Annotated in this window: 16 protein-coding genes; 7 read left to right on the top strand and 9 right to left on the bottom strand. The window is 41.8% G+C overall.

Going from position 1 to position 21,443, the window contains the following annotated elements:
* Positions 1–162: 162 nt before the first annotated feature.
* Entirely contained in the window at positions 163–588 is a 426-nt protein-coding gene (locus AC1RM2_RS05155; protein ID WP_090648145.1) for a hypothetical protein, read from the bottom strand.
* A gap of 575 nt (positions 589–1,163) precedes the next feature.
* Here AC1RM2_RS05155 and AC1RM2_RS05150 point away from each other — a divergent pair.
* The 5 genes from AC1RM2_RS05150 to AC1RM2_RS05130 all read left to right on the top strand — a co-directional run bounded on the left by AC1RM2_RS05150 (position 1,164) and on the right by AC1RM2_RS05130 (position 9,443).
* The gene (locus tag AC1RM2_RS05150) at positions 1,164–1,739 is read left to right on the top strand and encodes an RNA polymerase sigma factor (protein WP_492983934.1); all 576 of its coding nucleotides are present in this window, start codon (positions 1,164–1,166) and stop codon (positions 1,737–1,739) included.
* A gap of 388 nt (positions 1,740–2,127) precedes the next feature.
* Positions 2,128–3,501, top strand: a complete 1,374-nt coding sequence (locus AC1RM2_RS05145; RefSeq protein WP_492983933.1) for an ATP-binding protein — start codon at positions 2,128–2,130, stop codon at positions 3,499–3,501.
* A 635-nt stretch (positions 3,502–4,136) separates the two neighbouring features.
* Positions 4,137–5,810 (top strand): RICIN domain-containing protein, encoded by a 1,674-nt coding sequence (locus AC1RM2_RS05140; protein ID WP_492983932.1) that lies wholly within the window; start codon positions 4,137–4,139, stop codon positions 5,808–5,810.
* A gap of 190 nt (positions 5,811–6,000) precedes the next feature.
* Positions 6,001–7,020, top strand: coding sequence for a LacI family DNA-binding transcriptional regulator (locus tag AC1RM2_RS05135; RefSeq protein ID WP_492983931.1), 1,020 nt, complete (start codon positions 6,001–6,003; stop codon positions 7,018–7,020).
* 203 nt (positions 7,021–7,223) lie between these two features.
* Complete coding sequence (locus AC1RM2_RS05130; protein ID WP_492983930.1) at positions 7,224–9,443, top strand: tetratricopeptide repeat-containing sensor histidine kinase; 2,220 nt, start codon at positions 7,224–7,226, stop codon at positions 9,441–9,443.
* 97 nt (positions 9,444–9,540) lie between these two features.
* Here AC1RM2_RS05130 and AC1RM2_RS05125 read toward each other — a convergent pair whose 3' ends face one another.
* Positions 9,541–10,353, bottom strand: a complete 813-nt coding sequence (locus AC1RM2_RS05125; protein ID WP_492983929.1) for a 3-keto-disaccharide hydrolase — start codon at positions 10,351–10,353, stop codon at positions 9,541–9,543.
* Between the two features lie 318 nt (positions 10,354–10,671).
* Between AC1RM2_RS05125 and AC1RM2_RS05120 the strand changes: the two genes are divergently transcribed.
* Positions 10,672–11,526, top strand: a complete 855-nt coding sequence (locus AC1RM2_RS05120) for a helix-turn-helix transcriptional regulator (protein WP_492983928.1) — start codon at positions 10,672–10,674, stop codon at positions 11,524–11,526.
* A 61-nt stretch (positions 11,527–11,587) separates the two neighbouring features.
* Positions 11,588–12,178 (top strand): cysteine hydrolase family protein, encoded by a 591-nt coding sequence (locus tag AC1RM2_RS05115; RefSeq protein ID WP_492983927.1) that lies wholly within the window; start codon positions 11,588–11,590, stop codon positions 12,176–12,178.
* Positions 12,179–12,624: 446 nt separating this feature from the next.
* Here AC1RM2_RS05115 and AC1RM2_RS05110 read toward each other — a convergent pair whose 3' ends face one another.
* The 7 genes from AC1RM2_RS05110 to AC1RM2_RS05080 form a co-directional block, all read right to left on the bottom strand.
* Positions 12,625–13,269 carry a response regulator gene (locus AC1RM2_RS05110; protein ID WP_492983926.1) on the bottom strand — a complete coding sequence of 215 codons (645 nt, stop codon included), beginning with the start codon at positions 13,267–13,269 and terminating at the stop codon, positions 12,625–12,627.
* 1 nt (position 13,270) lies between these two features.
* Entirely contained in the window at positions 13,271–13,942 is a 672-nt protein-coding gene (locus AC1RM2_RS05105; RefSeq protein ID WP_492983925.1) for a sensor histidine kinase, read from the bottom strand.
* Between the two features lie 86 nt (positions 13,943–14,028).
* Positions 14,029–14,682, bottom strand: coding sequence for a hypothetical protein (locus AC1RM2_RS05100; protein ID WP_492983924.1), 654 nt, complete (start codon positions 14,680–14,682; stop codon positions 14,029–14,031).
* A gap of 17 nt (positions 14,683–14,699) precedes the next feature.
* Positions 14,700–15,479, bottom strand: coding sequence for a hypothetical protein (locus AC1RM2_RS05095; RefSeq protein ID WP_492983923.1), 780 nt, complete (start codon positions 15,477–15,479; stop codon positions 14,700–14,702).
* A gap of 430 nt (positions 15,480–15,909) precedes the next feature.
* Positions 15,910–16,773 (bottom strand): hypothetical protein, encoded by an 864-nt coding sequence (locus AC1RM2_RS05090; RefSeq protein WP_492983922.1) that lies wholly within the window; start codon positions 16,771–16,773, stop codon positions 15,910–15,912.
* A 245-nt stretch (positions 16,774–17,018) separates the two neighbouring features.
* A complete protein-coding gene (locus AC1RM2_RS05085) occupies positions 17,019–17,966 on the bottom strand; it encodes a hypothetical protein (RefSeq protein ID WP_492983921.1) in 948 nt (315 codons plus the stop codon).
* Positions 17,967–18,313: 347 nt separating this feature from the next.
* Positions 18,314–20,587, bottom strand: coding sequence for a hypothetical protein (locus AC1RM2_RS05080; protein WP_492983920.1), 2,274 nt, complete (start codon positions 20,585–20,587; stop codon positions 18,314–18,316).
* Between the last annotated feature and the right edge of the window lie 856 nt (positions 20,588–21,443).

Here is a 21,443-nt window from a genome sequence, read left to right as displayed (position 1 = left end):
TGAAACTCATTTGCTTTTTCTTTTTTGCCCCTCTATGCGACGCAGTCGGAGAGAGGGGCGACGGGCGAAGCCTCGTCGGGGTGAGTCGTCTCCGCCATACGATAAACGCCATTTTGCCGGGCAATTACATCTAAAGAATTGCTTTAAAACAATTCCCCGGTATTAACTATGGCCGGTAATAATGCACTGGCCAGATCCGCTGCTGGGCAAATGAAAATAATAATTTACGCCGCCGATATTCATCGTGTAGGTTTGATTAGGTAGCAATGTATATGCGCTGCCAATCCATAAAATATATGAACTTGTATGAGGGTCGACACTTTGTGTGTTGCCTTTAAATGTAAACGGTACAGGCCCAAGAAATGGGTTGTCAACCAGCGACCAGTTGAGTGAAACCCAGGGATTGCTGGAATCATAACCGATAGTCCAGGTATAGCCTGTCGGAAAAGTTGCGTAGGGTTTTTTAAAAGCAACTTTCGCTTTGTGCGGTTTATGCGCTTTAGGCACAACTGTACTGGCATGCAACGATGTTGCAAGCGATAAACAAAATACTGCTGCAACAGCAGTGAGGCTGAAGAATTTTTTCATATGGTTATTTTTTAAATTTTAGCTAAAATAAATAACCATGTTATTGATGCACCCGTTTCAGAAAAATGGCGCAAACGATTGTCTTATAGAAAGTTATTAACAATATCGTTGTCCGGCCAACCCGGCAAGGTAAAGGCCGTTTTTATAAGCAGCTACATAGCGGGTGCCGTTCTGGTGTAGCCTTCTACGGGCCGGGGGGAGCATTGCCGGTAAATCAGGCAAACCGTGCTTAGTTAAATTCGGGTAGCACTCATGACTTTATAATTTGATACCTGACCATTGCGCATAAGTGCACCTGTAATTGCTTTTTGCGCCGGTAGAAGGGACGGAGATTGCCCAGAATTTCAAAAACTGCATCTAAACCGGTTTTTTAGGCTTTTTTGGCCAGTTTACGTCCGTTGAATGGTTGTTTTATAGCCTTTTCATCGCTCAAAATCCACTCATATTAGCTGTTGTAAAACCAATTATCCGGCAATCGAGAAAGTTCGGGCCAATTTTTTTAGCCTGATTTAAAATGGTTGTTTTTGGGAGCAGTGGGAACCAAAATCAATTTTAACTATCCATTTTTTATGAACATGAATGACCAGTTAGCCATACGTTGGGAAAAAAGCCGGCAGGGCGATGTAAGTGAATTCGGAGCTATTCATCACGAACTGTACCAGGTGCTTTACCATTATGTGCTGAAAATTACCCGCGATGAAATTGTATCACAAGACCTGGTTCAGGAACTGTTTATAAAAATGTGGGAACGCAGGGAAAGGCTTGGGCCGATATACAATGTCAGGGTTTACTTTTTTAAGGCGGCCCGCTCACTCGCGCTCAATTATTTTAAGAGCCAGAAGAACCATTTACCAATAGCCGAGGACCAGCGCGAAATTGACCTGGCATTTTCGCAGGAGGAGATTTGGGTGAACGGTGAAAATGATGTGGAGTTTAACAGGTTATTAACGCTTGCGCTAAACGCGTTACCCAAAAGGCAAAAGGAAATGGTGCATTTAAAATATTTTGACGGCTGGACGTATGAACAAATAGCTGAGGTAACCGGGATAAATTACCAATCGGTAGTAAACCACGTACACCGGGCTATGCAACAGCTGCGCGCCAATTTGGTGGATGACAAACGGGTTCAATCCTGTCGTATTGCGGTTTAAATGAAGTTAAAAAATCTTTCGTGCAAAGACGCAGAGCCGCAAAGTGATTTGCTCACTTTACTTGGCCGCTTGGCGCGAAATTAAAGTTTTAATATTTTCCTCAACTTAATGGCATTGTCCATTTCCCCAGGGCTACTGCGTGTAGACACTTTGATATGAGATAGTAATTTAGAGAAGCCAACCGGTAGGAGTGAATTCGGATTGGAATTTGAACAGTCAATTCACCGGGGTTGTTAAGCCGCATCATCAAAATGGTATATGAAAATTTTAAATGCTGCCGGTAGTTAAATCACACTGCCTTTATTCTATTACAAAGTAGCGTCTAAATAGGGTTTATTTTATTACAAATAAATAGTAAATTTGCCTTTATTCTGTTATATTTTCTGTTGTGGCCTTTAAAAGAAGTATTGAAAATCATCTTAATCGCTGGAAAATAAGTGCCGCGCGCAAGCCGCTTATTATCAGGGGCGCGCGTCAGGTTGGCAAAACCACATTGATACGTGATTTTGCCGAAACGTATGCACACACTATTGTACTCAATCTGGAAAAACCAGCCGACCGCCGTTATTTTGATGACTTTGAGGATGTTCAAACCATTTTCGAAGCTTTATTTTTAGCACATAGCATTCCTTCATCGGCTGTCACAAATACCCTTTTATTCATCGATGAAATACAGGAGAGCCCCAAGGCCATCCAGCTATTGCGCTATTTTTATGAGGAAATACCAGCGCTTCATGTCATCAGCGCAGGTTCATTACTGGAGTTTGCCATGCAAAAAGTGCATAGCTTCCCGGTGGGCCGTGTGGAATTCTTATATCTCCACCCGTTGAATTTCCAGGAATATTTGGAAGCCACCGGAAAGCAAGCATTGCTCAAACAATTGCAGCAGGTACCGGTAAAAGCTTTTGCACATCAAACCTTAATGGATGCTTTTCATCGCTATGCGATTATCGGCGGTATGCCCGAAGTAATAAAAACAGACGTTGAGAAACATAGCCTTTCAGATTTACCAATTATTTATGAAAGCATTTGGGGTACTTATAAAAATGATGTAGAAAAATATACATCCAACGACACGGAAAGAAAAATCATTAAACATATAATGGATACTGCACCGCTGTATCTGGACGAACGTGTAAAGTTTCAGGGCTTTGGAAATTCCAACTATCGGTCAAGAGAGGCAGGAAAAGCATTTAGAACCCTTAACGAGGCAAAGATTGTGCGGTTGATATACCCAACCACAGACCTGCACCCGCCATTGAAAGCCGATTTGAAGAAAGCGCCACGTTTACAATTCTTAGATACTGGCCTGGTCAATTATTCTTTGGGCATCCAGGCAGAAATGCTGGCTATGGATGATTTGAACAGTGCTTACAAAGGGGCAGTTATACCCCATTTGATCACGCAAGAACTGATATCCCTCCAAAGTATTTCGGCACATACACCGAATTTTTGGGTGAGAGAAAAAGCCCAGTCCAATGCAGAAGTTGATTTGCTGTATGCTTATGGCAAGTTTGTAATTCCCATCGAAGTAAAATCAGGCAGTACCGGCAGTTTAAAATCACTTCATCAGTTCATTGAAGCCGCAGACCATCCGTATGCCATCCGCATGTATGCAGGCGCCTTCAAGATAGAGAAAGCCATCACTCCTAATAAAAAACCGTATTTGTTGATGAATCTACCTTATTATGCCGGCACAGCATTGCCTCAATATGTTGAATGGTTTATCGGGCAGACACCTGACACAAAGATTCCAGATTAATCCTAAATAGCATGATATATGGAAAGGTAGTTGATTTTAAAGAACGTATTAGCCGGATGGATGAATTAACGGAACGGTTTAGAAAAGTGGCTGAGATTTAGCAATATCTTTAAAAAAAACTTGCCCACATCTTGTTTACTGGCTTAACCCAAGTTCCGTAAAAAGGGGTTTAAAACAAAGTGTTTTCAAATGTTTTTCGAATAGGGAAATAAATTGGCGAAGTGTGTTCAATGTAATCGGTTTTTCCAACGTACCTGCACGTAAAACTATTTTTAATCTGTTTCTACCAGCATTCAATCCTTCTGGGGTTTTCCTAAAACAATGGGTACACACAGTAGTTGATCATACGTATAATTTAAACCCCTGCCCGCATCACCACGCTCTACATTTTTGCTGTTAGAGTTAACTATTGATTAATCCGTAGCCTCTTTTTGGTTAATCAAACCCCGCTCATAGAGGTTTTTATAACAGAGATTTGTATTCTGTAAACCAATTATCAGCCATTATAAAACCTATGCCGCCCTGTTTGTGGGTGGCCTTTAATTGTGCCCCGACAACGCAACACGATTACTGCCATACTATTGCGGCTGGTGCTTACGTACAATTAATTAAACCAACATACTTAACCATTTATTATGAAAACAAGATTGCTAATTCTGTTTTGTCTTTTTTGCCTGCTTCCTTTTTGGAGCTGCAGGAAATCAGCTGCCCCTGTTGCGGCTGTTACCGATGATGTAAAAACCGGTAAATCATCCAAGCTAAAGGTTGCCGCTGTAAGCCCCTTTATCCATCCGGGCCTGTTGCATACCGAGGCCGATTTTATCCGCATGCAAACCATGGTAACAGCAAGCACCGAGCCCTGGCTTTCTGGCTGGAACAAGCTTACTGCAAACTCCCACTCGCTGTCTACCTATGTCATGAAGGGCCCGGTTGATACTGTGTACAGGGGATCTGGCTCGCCCGAAAATTACTCCAAGCTGTATAATGATATTGCGGCGGCGTATCAAAATGCCCTGCGCTGGAAAATTAACGGTGATGTGGCCTGCGGCAATAATGCGGTGGCTATCATGAACGCATGGTCATCTACGCTCGTAGCGGTGTCCGGTAGTGCCGATAGGTGGCTTGCTGCGGGCATTTACGGCTACGAGTTTGCCAATGCCGCCGAAATTATGCGCTCATACAGCGGCTGGGCGGCGGCCGACTTTACCAGGTTTAAAACCATGATGCTTACCGTGTTTTACCCCATGAATCACGATTTTCTGGTGAACCACAACGGGGCCTGCATCACCAATTACTGGGCAAACTGGGATTTGTGCAGCATGGCATCAATCCTGTCTATCGGCATTCTGTGCGACGATGCCACCAAATACAATGAAGCTGTTACTTATTTCAAAACCGGTGCCGGTAATGGTGCAATAGACCATGCCGTACCATTCTTATACACAGGCGGGCTTGGCCAGGGCCAGGAAAGCGGCCGCGACCAGGGGCACCAGTGCCTTGATATCTCCTTACTTGGTGCCTTTTGCCAAATGGCCTACAACCAGGGCGATGACCTGTTTGGCTACGAAACCAACAAAGCGCTGGCAGTAAGCGAATATACGGCCAGTTATAACCTGGGCAATACCGTGCCGTTTACAACCTACAACTGGGGCAGCGGCACTACCTGCGCGGCAAATTCACAAACTGTAATTTCGGCATCAAGCAGGGGCGATATCCGGCCATCCTGGGAGTTGATTTATAACCATTTTGCCAATGTAGCCGGGGTTACAGCCACTTATAGTGCCCAGTATGCCAGTAATATAAGACCCGAAGGTGGCGGCGGCGATTATGGCAGCACAAGCGGCGGATACGACCAATTGGGATTTGGCACCCTCACGTTTACAACGTCCACTCAGCCCATTGCCAATGGCACTTATCACCTCCTGAACCGGGCAAGCGGCAAGTATCTGGATAACCTTGGCGCTACCGCCAATGCTGCCAATGTTGGGCAATGGGCCAGCAGTACATCCGGTAATCAAAAATGGGGGCTATCCTATAGCGGCGGCTATTACAAGCTTACCTGTGTTTCAAGCAGTAAGTGTTTGGATAGCAATGCCAATACGGCCGATGGCTCCAATGTTACCCAGTGGGCAAGCGGAACCTCGCCAAATCAGCAATGGATAATTGTGCCCGTCGGCTCGTACTATAAAGTGGTAAACCGCACCAACGGCAAATGCCTTGATACCGGTGGCGGTACCGCCAATGGCTCCATTATGCAATTCTGGGGCAGCAATACCAGTTTAAACCAGCAGTGGTCTATTGTGCCTTGATGCTGAGGGTTAAAAGTTAAGTCGAAAGTCTTAAGTCAAAAGTCGGATTGTTTTTTCCTGACTTAGGGCTTAAGACTTTCGACTTTAATTTAAATGATGATTATTGAGTATCAAACCCCGGGCAGGTTGTCATAGCAACAGGTTGCCCAACTTTTAACTTATTAACTACTGCAGCCTGCTGTTAAACCTGATGAAGAAATTAGTTATAAAAGATATTGCCGAACAATTACAGGTATCAAAATCGACTATTTCATTTGTTTTAAATGGCAAGGCAAGGCAGCATGGTATTAGTATCAAACTCGAAAATAAAATACTAAAGTATGTTGAAAAGGTAGGCTATCAGCCAAGCCGCATAGCTGTTGGGCTTAGTACCGGAAAAAGCAAAACCATAGGTATGCTTGTTGAGGATATTTCGGATCCGTTTTTTTCTTCAATTGCCCGCGTTGTCGAACGGTCGGCCCTCTCTTCGGGTTATAGAGTTATTTATGGCAGTACCGAGAATGATACCGTACAGGCTATTGATCTGTTGCAGGCCTTTCGCAACCACAATGTCGACGGATATATCATCGCCCCGCCGCCCGGAACTGAAAATTATATCCGGGAACTGGCAGCCGATGGTTTCCCGGTTGTTGTATTTGACCGCGATGTGCCCGGCCTTAACTGCGATAAGGTGCTGATTGATAATTTTAATGGTGCTTTACAAGCTGTAGAACACCTAATAGCCCGGCAGTTTAAAAATATTGCCATGGTAACGCTGTTATCAAAGCAAAACCAGATGGAAGAGCGCGCCAACGGCTATTTAAAGGCGCTGAATGATTCGGGGCTGGTGCAAAGGATCAAACAAATACCCTACGATCTTGAAAAATCAAAATGTGTAGAACAAATCCGGAGATTTTTAGCAGGCCAAAAGGCTATCGACGCCATATTTTTTTCGACCAATTACCTTGCCCTGAGCGGTATAGAAGCTATAAGGCAACTTGGCCTGCAGGTTGCCAGGGATATCGGTATCGTTGTTTTTGATGATAATACCAATTTCGAATTGTTTAGCCCGTCCATTTCGGCCGTCGCCCAGCCTGTAAAACAAATAGGGGAGCAGGTAACCGAAATAATGCTGGGCCGGCTGCAATCAAACAGCCCCGTCGATTTTCAGCGGATAGTGCTTAAAACTAACTTCATAGCAAGAGAATCCACATTAAACCAATCGCGTTAAGCCAAGGTGTTTTAAAAGCGATTTATTCTGCGCTAACAATACTAACACCAACTATTAAATAAATTAAAATTATATATTTATAACTTAAATGTTGTTTAGGCCGTAAAAATCCTGTTGGCAATTGTATAACAGTGCAATGGCGTTTGCGATACAGTTTAAACAACCTTTACTTTAAAACCCTAATTCTATTTTTTTTTGATTGAATGAATACCAAAATATGGCTTAGTATTTTATCGCTTTTTTTATGCAATTTGTGCTCAGCCTATCGTTATGAAGCAAAACCGGATAGCCTGAGAAACGAATTACTTAAATCCATTGCGGCCAAAAAGCAGGTAAATGATACGGCAGTTATAAACGATTTAAATAAACTGGCTGTAGCCTACACCTCATACTATCCGGATAGTACCATTTACTACGGGCAAAAGGCAACACAGATTTCGCGTAGTATAAACTACAGCACCGGCATTGCCGATGGGCTGCTGGCCGTTACAACGGTTTACATCAGCCAGTCTAAATATGATATCGTATTAAAGAACATTAAAGAAAGTATGGCCCTTTACACCCGGGCCAAAAGCGCCCTGGGCATTAGCAATTGTTATAAGCTTTACGGCGATTTGTACTACCAGCTGAGCGATTATCAAAAAGCGTTAAATTATTACAACAAGGCGCTGCCAATTAAGCTTGCTATTAATGATTTGCCCGGCCTATCGCGTTTATATTTAAGCATGGGCAACAATTATGATAACCTTGGTCACTCATCCACGGCGCTTGATTACTATTTTAAGGCTCTCAACATCGATACAAAGCTTCATAATAAAAAGAAAATATCGGCAGACTATAATAACATCGGCGTTATCCTGCAAAGTATGGAGATTTATCCCCAGGCTTTAACCTATTTTACCGAGGCACTGCAAACCTGGACTCAAATGCAATCGGACGGTGGCATTAGCGTAGCCAAACAAAACATTGGCGAAGTATTAATGGCCCAGGGAAAGTATGACAACGCTATTAAATACCTTAACGATGCCCTGGCTATTGACCAAAAGCAGGACGACAAGGACGGTATAAGCACATGTAATAGCGATTTGGCAGTATGTTATATTCATAAAAAGCAAAATCAAAAAGCTTTAGGCTACCTGCAACTGGCCCTAAAAGTAGCTACGGATAATCAAATGGACTACAATAAGGTAATTGCTTTGATTAATACAGCCCTGTTTTACAATGTAAACCACGATTACGCTAAAGCCTATGGTTTCGCCCTGCAGGCCAAAACTCTTGCCGACCATATTGGCAGCGTTTTGCTGCGTACAAATGCCGCTGTTCAACTAATTGAAACCCTTGGAGGGCTTAAATTGTACAAGGAGGCATATGCCGCCCAAAGGGATTTTGACAACATGAAGCGTACTTTCCGTAAAGACGAAAGTGTTCAAAAGTTTACCCTGTACATTGCACAATACAACTATGCCGAAAAACAGCGCCAGCAATTATTGCAGCAAAAGGCAAATGCCCTGCTCTATCAGCAAAAACTACATGATAAAGACCTGTTAAACATTATATTTTTTATAATTATAACGGCTGTATTGTTAATGGCTTTCCTGTATTACCGGCAAAAGCAACAGCAGCTAAAAATAAACGCCCAGCTTAAACTAAAAAATAATGAGGTTTTGGAGCAAAAGGTTAATATTGACGAGCAGGCCGAAAAGCTGAACGACTTGAATAAACTAAAAGATAAGCTGATATCTATATTGGCGCATGACCTGCGATCGCCGCTGAGTACCTTGCGGGGTTTGTTTGACCTGTTGTCCGACGAATCTATCAGCCACCAGGAAATGCTGGAGATGATCCCATCTGTAATACGAAAGCTCGATTACACGTCCGATTTTCTTGATACACTTTTATTCTGGATCAACAGCCAGCTCGAGAATTTCAACGCATCGGGCAAAAGTTTTTCAATAGATGATATCATCCAATCAGAAATTAAAAACCATACGGAGCAGGCCTCGTTTAAGGGCATTACCTTGGTATGCGGCGGCAATAAAGAACTACTGGCCCTGGCCGATCCAAACTCGATAAGGATAGTTGTCAGGAACTTAATTACCAACGCCATCAAGTTTTCGGGCGCGGGTGATGTTATCGAAATATCTGCCATTGAGCAAGATGGGAATGCACTGGTAACCGTAACCGATACGGGCATGGGCATGCCGCCCGACCGGGCTAATAAACTTTTCAAAAGTCAGGTGGATAGTAAAACCGGCACACTCAATGAATCGGGCACAGGTATGGGGCTGTTACTTTGTAAAGACCTTATCGAAAAATGCAACGGCCGTATCTGGGTAACCAGCGAAGAAGGCATCGGCACCAAATTCAGTTTTGTTATCCCGCTGCAACCCTCGGCTACCATGGCTGCGGGCGAGGTTGATTGATAAGGGCAGGCAGCCCCCTCTAAATCTCACCCTGTTGGGGAGACTTAACGGCATTCATCTTTAAAGTCCTCCCTCCCGGGGAGGATTTAGGTGGGACTTACCGGTCCGTATCCGGTAGCTGTTTAATCTCGATATTCCTGAAATCAACCGGTTGGCCCTCGCTTTGCAGGGCAACAAAGCCGCTGCTTAATAACTTTCCGTCCTGTTTGTATTTAGGGTCGTAACCATTGGCCACACCGCCTCCAATAGAGGGTTTGGAATATTGCAGCACGGTATCGCCGTTAATGATATGGGTAACTAACTTGTTGCCCAGAACAATCAGTTCACCTTTTACCCATTGCTCACCATCATAGGTTTTTGATGTCGAACTGATGCAATGGTCGGGCCAAACCCTACCTTTATAAACTACATCGGTGCCGGGCGAGCACATATTGCCTGTTGGTCGTGGTTTTCCGTCGCCAAGGCCGCCCAGTAACTGCATTTCTATGGATATTGGCCAATCCTGGTCTTTAAGCATGGTCCTGGGGTCTTGCGAATGAAACATAACGCCGCTGTTAAGCAGGGTGTAGTCGGGCGCGCCTTTTTGCTGTTTGCCAACAAAACGATACTCAAACCGCAGTTTAAAGTGCGAAAACGGCGTTTTGTAATACAAATGGCCAAATTGATTGTCAAACTCGCCATACTGATCATACCTTATCTTAATTATGCCATCTTCTACCCTAAAGGTATTGCCATAGTTTTCGCCCACCAGGTGATGGTTAATCTTTACAAACCAATCCTTTATATCGGTTCCGTTAAATAGCGTCTTCCAGCCTTTGCCGTCGTTACCGGCATCGGCCAGTTTTTTAGCCCCGGTACAGCCAAGTAACAGGAAACAGGAAAATATAAAAAAATAGCGTGTGTTTTTCATGGCAGGGCAGGTGTTATGGTTTATGACCAGGTTGTTTTAATGGTACCAAAATAGCATTAAATTCAATAAGGTAAGCAAAAAGAGATATACAAATAATATCGAATAATGAATTTTGAATGTCCAACACCGAAGTCTTATGTTCATTATTCGACATTAGATATTCAGTGTTCGATATTAAATCATTTTTACACCATTAACGTAATGATACAACGTGGCAGTAGGCGGCCATCAGCTTTTATCATCTCTTTGTTACAATTAATCAAAAAAGTAAAAAAGATAAATGCCAACATGTAGCTTAGTAAAAATTAATGTTTAGCGATGATACAAATCCCTAAAGACCTGCTTGATCATCATTCGCATATCAGGTTACGATTGTCTGATATGTACGGAATTATCATTGATAAAAAGCGCCCTTTCAGGTGCGATGATACCCTGCAAACCGCGCATTGCCTCGAAGTAATTTTAACGGGTACCATTGATGTGAGGTATGGCAGCTATGTACAGCACCTGACCGCAGGCGATATCCAGTTTAGGCGGCGGGGCAATTACCAGCTGTTCCCATCTGATGACTATTCCAGCCTGCTCATTTTTATGGAAAACGAGTTTGTTGATTATTTCCTGGAAAGCCACGTGCCCGAATTTAAACAGGAAAAACTATGTGCCGATTTGCCTCCATTTACTTTTAAAACTTCCGAATTTATAAAAGCCAACGTAGCCCAGGTTATGCAGCATATTTTACAGCCGCAAAACTACTCCAGGTGCATTGTTAAGTTTGCGGCCCACCAGGTGCTGTTGCAGATATTATCGGGCGATCAATCAAAAACCTTTGCCTCGTTTTTGAAAGACCTGGTAAGTAATAAAAAGGTTGATCTGGCTTACTTTATGGAAACTAACTTCAACCGGCAGCTTTCCATAGCCGATATGGCCAAACTTACCGGGAGGAGTATAAGCGCGTTTAAAAAAGAGTTTACAGATCGTTTTAAAACCACGCCAGTAAAATGGCAGTTCAACCGCCGGCTGGAGTATGCCGAGTACCAGTTAAAACATTCTAACGATCCGGTGTCGCTGGTAGCTTATAGCAGCGGGTTCGAAAATATTTCGCATTTTTCAAAAGTTTACAAGCAAAAATTCGGCGCTTCGCCCAAAAGCGCGCGTAACGAGCTTGCGTTATAAAAACAAACAAATAAAGCCTCACAACAAAATTGCGGCCCTTGCAAAGCTGCAATTTTGGGGTATGGAAACACTACAGAACACCAACCCCGCATTAATACTCGTTGATATACAACAGGGTTTTGATAATATCCCTTACTGGGGAGGCGAACGCAATAACCCCGATGCCGAAGTTAATGCCCGCAAACTGCTTGATTACTGGCGGGCAAATAGCCTGCCGCTGTTCCACATCCAGCATTGCTCAGTTAACCCCAACTCGCTGCTGGCCGAGGGTAACGCCGGCAACGCTCACAAAGAAATTGTAAAACCTTTGCCCGGCGAGGTGGTGATCAAAAAATCGGTAAACAGCTCCTTTATCGGCACCAATCTGCAACAACAGCTGGATGCTGCGGGCATTGAGACCGTGGTTATAGTTGGACTTACTACCGAACATTGCGTATCTACCACGGCCCGTATGGCCGGTAATTTTGGCTACCACACCTTTGTAGTGGCCGATGCTACCGCCGCCTTTGCCAAAACCGGCATCCAAGGCGAACACTACGACGCCGAAACCATCCATTTAACCGCACTGGCACAAATCAACAACGAATTTGCCACCGTTTTAAATACCGATGATGTACTTCAGGCTTTAAAAAAAAACGATGATTTTCTTTAGCAATTTAATCAGGAAACTATCGGCACCCTATTTGCCGTTTTCGCAAGTACTATCGGTGATGAAGTGATCATTGGTATGGCTATAATAGGGACAGCGCTGTCTTGATACTTGATACTAAACAGTGCGTTCCCCCGCTGGTAGAAGCGGCGGTCAGGCTTTTCGTTACAAGTCCTCGCCTTGCCTTTGCCGCCCCGGCCTGCCCGCGCTGTGGGCTTTTCACTGCAATCCTTAACGCGTGATGTGGGTATACAAAAACTCCCGGATGCAATTAAACATCCGGGGGCTATTTATTGCTTAGCATGGGCGTTTGCCTATCAGCGGGCTACAGGGCTGGAGGTTTGCGGCAGCGAAAAGCCTTTGCGGTAGCTGCGGAGAGCCCTTCGTCAACCATGGTTCGACAGGCTCAAGATAGCCCCTTTTACATACGCCCTGTTTAATATTACCAGCTAAAGCTTGATGATCTGGTTCTGAATAGCATACAATACCAGGCCTGTGCGCGATTTTATGTTCAGTTTGGCAAACAGCGCCTCGCGGTAATTATCAATAGTGCGCGGGCTGATGTTCATTTTATCGGCCATTTCTTTGTAGGTAAGCTCCGAACAACAGAGTTTTAAAAATTCCACTTCGTTTTTTGAAAATGATGCCTCGGCTGTTTGGCTGGTCATCGACCGCATCAGTTTGCCCGATACCATTTCGTTAATGAAAACACCTTTGGCAAACACTGTTTTTATAGCATTGAACACTTCGCGCGGGTCGGCTTCTTTTAATACATAACCGCAGGCACCGTTTTTAATCATTTTAATTACAGCCTTATCATCTTCATACATACTTAAGGCTAATACCTTAACCTGGGGGTAGTGCTTTTTTAACCAGGCCGTGGCAGTGTAGCCATCCATAACCGGCATGTTAATGTCCATTAAAATCACATCGGGCATCGTTCTGTTGGTTAAAAACTGCTGCATATGTTCGCCGTTGCCGGCTTCAAAAACAATATTCAGCTCGCCAAATTCTTTCATCAGCGCGGCTACGCCGTTACGGAATAAGGTATGATCGTCTACAATGGCAATATTTATAATAGTGTTTTGTTGCATGTTACGGGTACGGAATAAAAACGTGAATATGGGTGCCTTCACCGGGGGCGGAGTTGATCGTAGTTTGTCCGCCAATAATTACAGCACGCTTATGAATGTTTTGCAGCCCCATGCCCATTTGGCCGGCCTGTATTTCGGCCAGGTTAAAACCAATACCATTATCGGTAATATCCAGTTGAAGTTGTCCGCCGTGATAGGTTATTTTAATGCCAACAGCTGTGGCCTGCGCGTGTTTGATGGCGTTATTGAGCACCTCCTGAACTATCCTGAAAATAATCAGGTCCTTTTCAGGATTGGCAGTTACTCCGCTTAATCCCTCGTCGTGGTAATTAACATGGTATTGCCCGGTTTTTTCCAGCCATTTTACTTCTTGTTTTATAGCTTCGGTTAAACCGATGCCTATCAACTGCTCGCCCTGTAGCAACTTACCCAGCAGGCGCATTTCCTGTATCGACCGCGAGGTAAGCTCAATGGCGTCACTCACCTTTTTCATCATTGTATCCGGCTCACCATAGGCAATTGATTTGAGGGTGAAAGAGGTAAGGCTTAACAACTGCCCCACATTGTCATGCAAATCGGCCCCAATGGTTTGCATGGTTTGCTCACGGATCTCGTGCTGGGTTTTGATTAGTTCATTATTGAAATTCTCCTCCATCTGTTCTTTCTCCTCCATGTGTTTTTTTTTGCGTTTGTTGTAAACTGAAATAAATCCGAACAACGACACCGGCGCCAAAAAAAATATCAGCGTTGTTACAACAATTAGCTCTTTGATGTTATAGGATGGGTCCGTTTGCATATAAAAGAATAGCTCCAACAACCGTACAGGATCAGGTTTGCGGCCTTATAAATATAGGCAAATGTATCGTTCGGTGCTATAAGCATTTTTGATAAAACCGGGTAAAAAACATTGAGGGTTGTATCAACAAAATAGTAAAAAAAAGTACCGAACACCCACCAAAATGCAGCAGAATATTTTAGGTTGATATACTCTTCATCTTTAAGCAAACTATAAAAATAATAAAGGCTTAATATCACCGCTGCTATGGCTAAGGCAATATTGGTATAATAGTTCCTTTTAAAAATACCATGTAACGATAGGTCATAAACATATATAGTTGCAAGCACAATTGCTGAACCAATTACCACAGTTTTATTTTTAATGTATTTACCTGCTATTGTTTGTAACATGATCAATACGGTGCCGATTTCAAAAAACAGCAATATATTATAAACCCAACTATTGTGTTTATCCTGATTTTTTATGTAAACGCCGCAAAACTCGGTAACACAAACCAGTAACATGTAAAAGGCCAGCCATTTCCAGGCTGGACTTTTATCTTTATAAAGGCACATCGCTGCCACAAAAAAGCAGATTAGTTCTGAACAGGTGTTTATGGTGAAATAAGGCTGCATAAAAAGGTTCGATAATTTTAAGGTAAGGTTACTCCAGTACAAAATACAGGGCATTCTTCACCGTGGTCGTTTCCGCCCAGAAATTCGTGAGCGTAACACATATAATCATCCTCATGGAAGTCTTCTTTTTTATCAGTCCGGATAAAAATAAACCGTTCCATATCACTATTATCCTTGGCAAAATATATCCTAACCCCATCAGCATCAATGCCCGCTGATGTTGCTGCATCCAATTGCATTTTTATTTCGTCTATTACGGCTCTACCATACCAAACACTTGTTGTGGTAATGTGGCCGCCTTTTAAATTTGTAACCCATTCTTTGGCGTCTTCGCAGGAAATAAAAGATGGTTTGTGCGGCTCACAACCATCATCATCAGGACAAGGACTATCAGTATACAGGTAAGCACCCTCAGCAGAGCCATCGGCATCGTCCTCGTTTGTAACATCTGATAGCGGTAAGAGCACAGGATCGTGATCAAAATAATCAAGGTGCAGCCGTTTTGACAAATTTGGATAATCAACCGGACTTGGTCCGTTATCTTTTGTTGATACGATTACTACTGTATTATCTGAATTGACGTCCGTGGGATCTTTCATTGCAAAGTAAACCCTTATGCCATCTCCATTTTCAGTGTCCAAAGCCTTCTGAACTCTGTCGATAAATGCTTTTTTAAACCAAATATTTGTTTTGGGATGTTTAAGTGCTCCGGGAAAGTTTTGCACCATTTTTTGAGCATTGGCATAAGGAATACCGTTTAACGTAATTTTTACTGATTCATTAGTTAGATTTTCCATGACATTAAGATTTGGGTTGGTTTTTAAATATAGTTAAAAGTTGTGAATTGATAACTCCAAAATTCAATATCGCCAGCTAAGTCACCTTCGATACTTATACGGTTTTTAATACCGTAAAAACACCCGGCCAAAAAAGGGCCATAGTACGCTAAAACGACGTCATCAAACTTCCGAAGTTTGGATTATTCAATCCCGGCTTAAAATGAACAAGAAATCGCTCTTATTAATACTGGCTGCCATTTTAATGATAATAGTGGCGCTCATTATAGTTCATCATTTCCGTCCCGCGAGGGCTCTCATAGAGGACCCAGCGGTTGCACATAGCAAGTCGTAATCCCCCAAGCCGCGTTTATGTGAGATGATGGTGCACCCTTTAGTTCTGAACAGGTGTTTATGGTGAAGTAAGGTTGCATAGTAAAAAAGTATGGATCTATGGAAGTGCGGTACCATTACAAAAAACAGGGCATTCTTCACCATGGTCGTTTCCGCCTTTTTTCTCCGTATCGACAGGTATGTTGCTAAAACATTCGTGATAATCCACCTGAACACCGTTGACTAACTTCGTTGTCACGAAAACAAATGTATTTTTTCCACCGTTATCTTTAGCGAAATAAATTCGTACACCATCAGCAATATTATTATTAACTGCCTGGGCTGCAATTAATTCGAGTTTTATTTTCTTTATCATTTTAATATTATACCAAACACTTTTTGTGACTATCCCTTCCCCCTTGAAATTTCTTATCCATTCGTGGGCGTCATCACATGAAAGATAACTGGCTTCCTGTCGATTACAAATATTGCCGGAACCAGCCGGAGGGCATGGCTCATTGGGATTCAATATTGGATCATAACTCTCTTTTACTTGCATTTCCGGTAAACTCAAGACAGATGTGCTGTGTTCAAAATAGTCGTTATGGATCCGTTCTGAAGGATTTGCATCTCCTGCAGGGCTTGGCCCCCCATCATAAGTTGACACTATAACTATCGTATTACGCTTGTCAGGCCTCTTAGCAAAATATATCCTAATTCCGTCTCCTCCCTCATATTGTAATACACTATAAATATTGTCAATAAATGCTTGGCTAAACCAAATGCTCGTTACAGGATCACTGCTAATGGTGTCGGATTGAAAACTCCGCACTCTTTTGGATGCAGTGACAGAGTCCACTCCATTTAAAGTGATTTTTTTTATTGTTAAAGCCTTAGGCGAAGACTTATTGACCGATACATTTTTATCGCAATGGCAAGCCGCCACGCTAAGTATACAAAGGATGAACATTAGTTTTTTCATGACATTAAGATTTGGGTTGGTTTTTAAATATAGTTAAAAGTTGTAAATTGATAATTCCAAAATTCAACATCGTCAGCTAAATCCCCTTCGATGCTTATACGGTTTTTAATACCGTAAAAACACCCTGTTTTAGTATCAATAAGCTTAATGCACTTATTAATACTAAATCTGCCACCATTACATCTCAATAAAGCCGCGAATGATTTGCAACATGAAATATCTAAAACCAATAATGATGACCAACTTTAATTACAGTGACTTGGGCAAAGCTCACCATTATCCTGAGGTGGTGTGCCCGATGTGCCATTACTACTCTCGCTATTTACTGTCATTTTAGTTCTGCAGCCGAAAATGTCCGTAGTTAGTTCGGGATGAAGAGGGTCTGTGCCGGTAGCGGTTATAACAAAAGCATCTTTATCACTTTTATAAGGATCATTGCTTTTTGGGTGCCGGGCAAAATAAATCCTTATACCGGTATAATCAGAATTGTATGCTATGTTATCTAATAAAGTACGATCAAACCACTCGCTGTAAGTAGTAATTGTATGTGGCTCCTGAAAATTGGCAACCATTTTTTCGGCATAGTCAACACTAATATCGTGGGGCATAAATAAACATCCCGAATTATTGATCGCCGAGTTTCCTGGATGATAAAGTTTTGCACCTGCGTTTTGTGCACCATCATTTTTCCCTTGAATTGATTGAGACTTAAATAAATCATACAACGAAGTGTTTAAATAAAAATCCTCATGTTTTTTTCCGGATTGTATTGGAAGGGAAAGATCAGCGCCCATTTCTTTAGTAGCAACTAAGATGATTGACAAATTTAAATCAGTTGTGGTTGACGGTTCTCCCGCAAAATAAATTCTAAATCCATCAATCTGAGAATCTGAATCAAGGACCTTTATTATGCCGCCAACAACTTCTTTGCTAAACCATACACTCCCGGACGCAGAATTTTTATAATCTTCAATATGATTGTAAAAGTATGCTATTTTATCTTTGGCTACCGCTTCGTCAACTCCATTCAATGACTTATAAGCTGGTAAAGCATCGTTGCTGGTCTGTGTTTTTTTTAATATTCCTTTTTGGTCACTACCCAGATCTGTTATTCGATTTGACGTTGTTTTACTGCATGAGTTGAATAAACACAATAGTATGCACAAAACTAATGATGTGGTGATTTTTTTCATTGTATTAAGAGTTAGGTGTTTAAATGTAATAAAACATTTATAAAATACATAAAAACTCTTCGATTTAATTTGTGCGGACTTAATACCATAAAAACACCCTGCCAAAAAGAGGCTTGGTACGCTAAAAGCTTTTTGTTAAGTTCCCAAAGTTTGGATCATTCAATCTATGGTAAATAATATACCACCACCTAACGATATTAGTTCCTGTTTTACGTACGATGACAGTGGTTAATATTATTAATTGAACGCAGAATACGAGGCCTGCATTTAGCTGCGATCTTGCGTTGCGAGTCTGCTTTTCAGCCTGATAACACCCACCAGAAGCTGAAACTGAATAACATTCTGGTCTATTTACCTTTACTCATCAGTTCAACTATTTTTAGTACGCTGGCGCTATCAAATTCATTTATCGCCGATATTGTTTTACTTTCATACAGTTCATATTTTTCGGCTAATAAACTATCTATTAGTTTGGCAAAAAGTTGATCACTTGCAGTTGGCGCGTTTTGTAACGCAGGTGGTATATCGTTAGCTGTATCATCGCTTTGCGTAACGCTTGCTTCTGCAGTATTATTGAAATTAGCTGCCCTTATATCGTTTAACTGCAATACATGAAAGAAGTTATACAGTTTTAGGTAGATGGAATAAAATAATTTATACTCGTTAAAAATGATCCGGTATTGCTTTAAAAAGAAAAATGTAAATGTTTCTATAAATACCAATAACAAAACCGGCTTTAGTAATGAAATGATACTTTTAGGGTTTAATAAATCGCCAATGGTTACACTGGAAGAGCTGAATAATATTGATGCGGTTACAACACCGCTGGTGCCGAAAAGTATACCCAGTACCAACATCATGTCCGACCGGAATTTTAAAGCCTCTGCAGCTTTTTTTACGCCTTTAAATTTTTCTGTATACGTTGGCACTAAAGTGACGCTCTCTACGGCCAGCAGTTTTTCTTTTGGTGGAGCTTTCACAAAAATAAGCCCGATAAGAAAGGCGGTGATGAGCGTGATAACCAATACAATTACATAATAATAATCAATTTTAGCGTTATAGGTAAAAACATTTTCATCAAAATGAATCCCATCTAAAATGGTTATCCTTGGGGCACCATCCACCGGGCGAACCAATTTAACTATCGTTCTGTTGTATGCTGATACTCCAATAAATGTGGGCTCCTTTGCACTTTGAAGGACACAAAACTCAAAAGTGTCAAAGTTTTTTAAAGCATCTAAATCATTTTTACCAGGCGTAAACAATTGCAGTGTATTATTAATAAAACGGTATGCGCCGTCTGCTCCAAGCCCGAGAACACAAATCCCCTTATCTGAATACCAATATGCACGATTATCATCGACTAAAGATGTTATGTTCTCAACGTTATATAAATCTTTGGAGTTACTTTTGAAGCGGCAGAAAGGCCTATTATCGTACGATAAATAGAGATTTTGGCCGGTGGATATTAATGCTGTCTTATTGAAGTTATTCACACTTATGTCAGTCAAAAATGTATTATTGCCTACAACTTTTGCCTTAGACGGAGAAATTTCGACTATGCAAACGTTTACCTTTCCAGCCACAAACTGTACGATAGACAAGTATACTTTAGAATCATTAATAGCTTTGGTGCGGGTTGCTGTTATTACCGTATTATCTTTTGTCACGTTATCAAAGGGGATTTTTACAGCAATGGGTGGGTTAGATAGTCTATCAGCGTTGTACCTGCTCCACTTATCAATCATCAAAATATTTTTTTTTGACGAGTCTGTTCGCAATACATAAATTTCGCTGTCACTTTCTCTCCCGGGTGCCTTACCAGGGAGGGCCATGCCAATAATTTTGCCATTTGCCTTGTTGAAAACATTTTTCAAAACCTTCTCTTTCGCGTTATTTAAATCCGCCGTTAGTGGGCTGAAAACTATAGCGTTATCATTATAAGAAATGCCGAGAAAACCAGTGTCGAAATTTCCTGTAAAAATGACCGGACTTGAAGTGAAGTCACGAAAAAATGATTTTGGGTCCTTGCAATACTGAACAGCTACCCCTCCTTTATAATCAATAACACTTAATTTAAAAATATCTTTTTCTCCGGAATCAGTACTTTGAACGAGCAATTGCTGTTCAGCATCATCAGAAACGTGAAGGCAACTCATCCCACAAGCACTATCGGCTAAATTGTTTTCAAATTGAAGCTTACTGATGTTATATATACTTAGACCATTTTTTTCTTCGTCTTTGTTATCGTCGTTAAAGACCAATCTATCTCCATATATAGCTGGAGATCTGCTATCAACTAAATCATTTTTTTTGGGTACAATCTGATAATCTTTGGTAAATGGAAAAGGAAACAACGGAAATTGTTCCTCTTTATAAAGTTTTTGAATAATTTCTAATTTCGTATTAGCATCGCCATCATTAATATAGTCTTCAAGAATCGTTGTGTCCTTTCCGCCCTCAATAGAGTTGGCTTTAAAATAAAGCACTATGAACGTAAGTAATATCAACCAGCAAACAATGTAAGTTAACACCCGGTTTACTTTTATACGGGCATAAATTGCCCTGGCCGTTTTTAAACAATAGGATAAAATTTGTTGTGCTTTGTTCAGGTTTATCATAAGCAGGCAATAAGTTAGGTATTGGTGTTTAAGCCGCAGGCCCAAGTGGGTTAGGTTTCACTGAGGCAAGCTACTAAAATTATTGCATATATTTTAATGTAGCAATTTTTATATCTCTTTAAATTAATGAGTTACAGTTTAGTTAAGGGAAACATAGGTATACTTGCCGAGTTTTATCAATATAGAATTAGAAGTTTGTTTTTTTTCCTCACAAGGTTTCTTAACGAGGATACTGCGGTTGCACCATTCCTCAATTTGTGGCGGAAACCGTCATTGTCTCGGCATGCAAAGTAACAAATATGCAACTCCCGAATGTTTAATTTCATCCGGGAGTTTGTATTTTCAATTGTGCAAAAGAATAATACGAGGGCATTAAGGCCGGCAATAAACATTGTTGATTGTCCTAAAGGTATGGTGTTTACCTATCAGCGGGCGCACAAGCCTGGGGGCAGCGCAGGGGCACTCCGATCCAGAGTTGTTTTAGCAAAAGATACAAAATAGTTGTAAATTCTAAATAAATACTACCCAGGGTTTAGGCTAAGAGGCGATGATGTCACCCTTTCAGGGCTGTTTCGTTGATGTATTTGCACCCATCGCAGGAGGATGCCCACCCTTTCAGGGCGGTAGGAGGGGGGCTTTAAATTGCGATGCGTTGTCGTCACGACAAAGTTTGAGGTTTTAGGGTAGGCATGCGATGTAATTGGCACAGTAGTTAACCGATCCTGAAAGGGGCCCATATGCCAACACAGCGCATAGCGCTGTGTTATGCAACACCATACAAAAGCCCTGAAAGGGTGACATATATCGGGGATCGCAGTCGCGGAGACAGGGGTTTTAGCAATCACGGCGGTCGCGT

This window comes from Mucilaginibacter sp. GW822-FHT03E02 (assembly GCF_058801545.1).
Note: the sequence above shows the minus strand (reverse complement) of the source record. Positions and strands in the feature narration are given on the sequence as shown.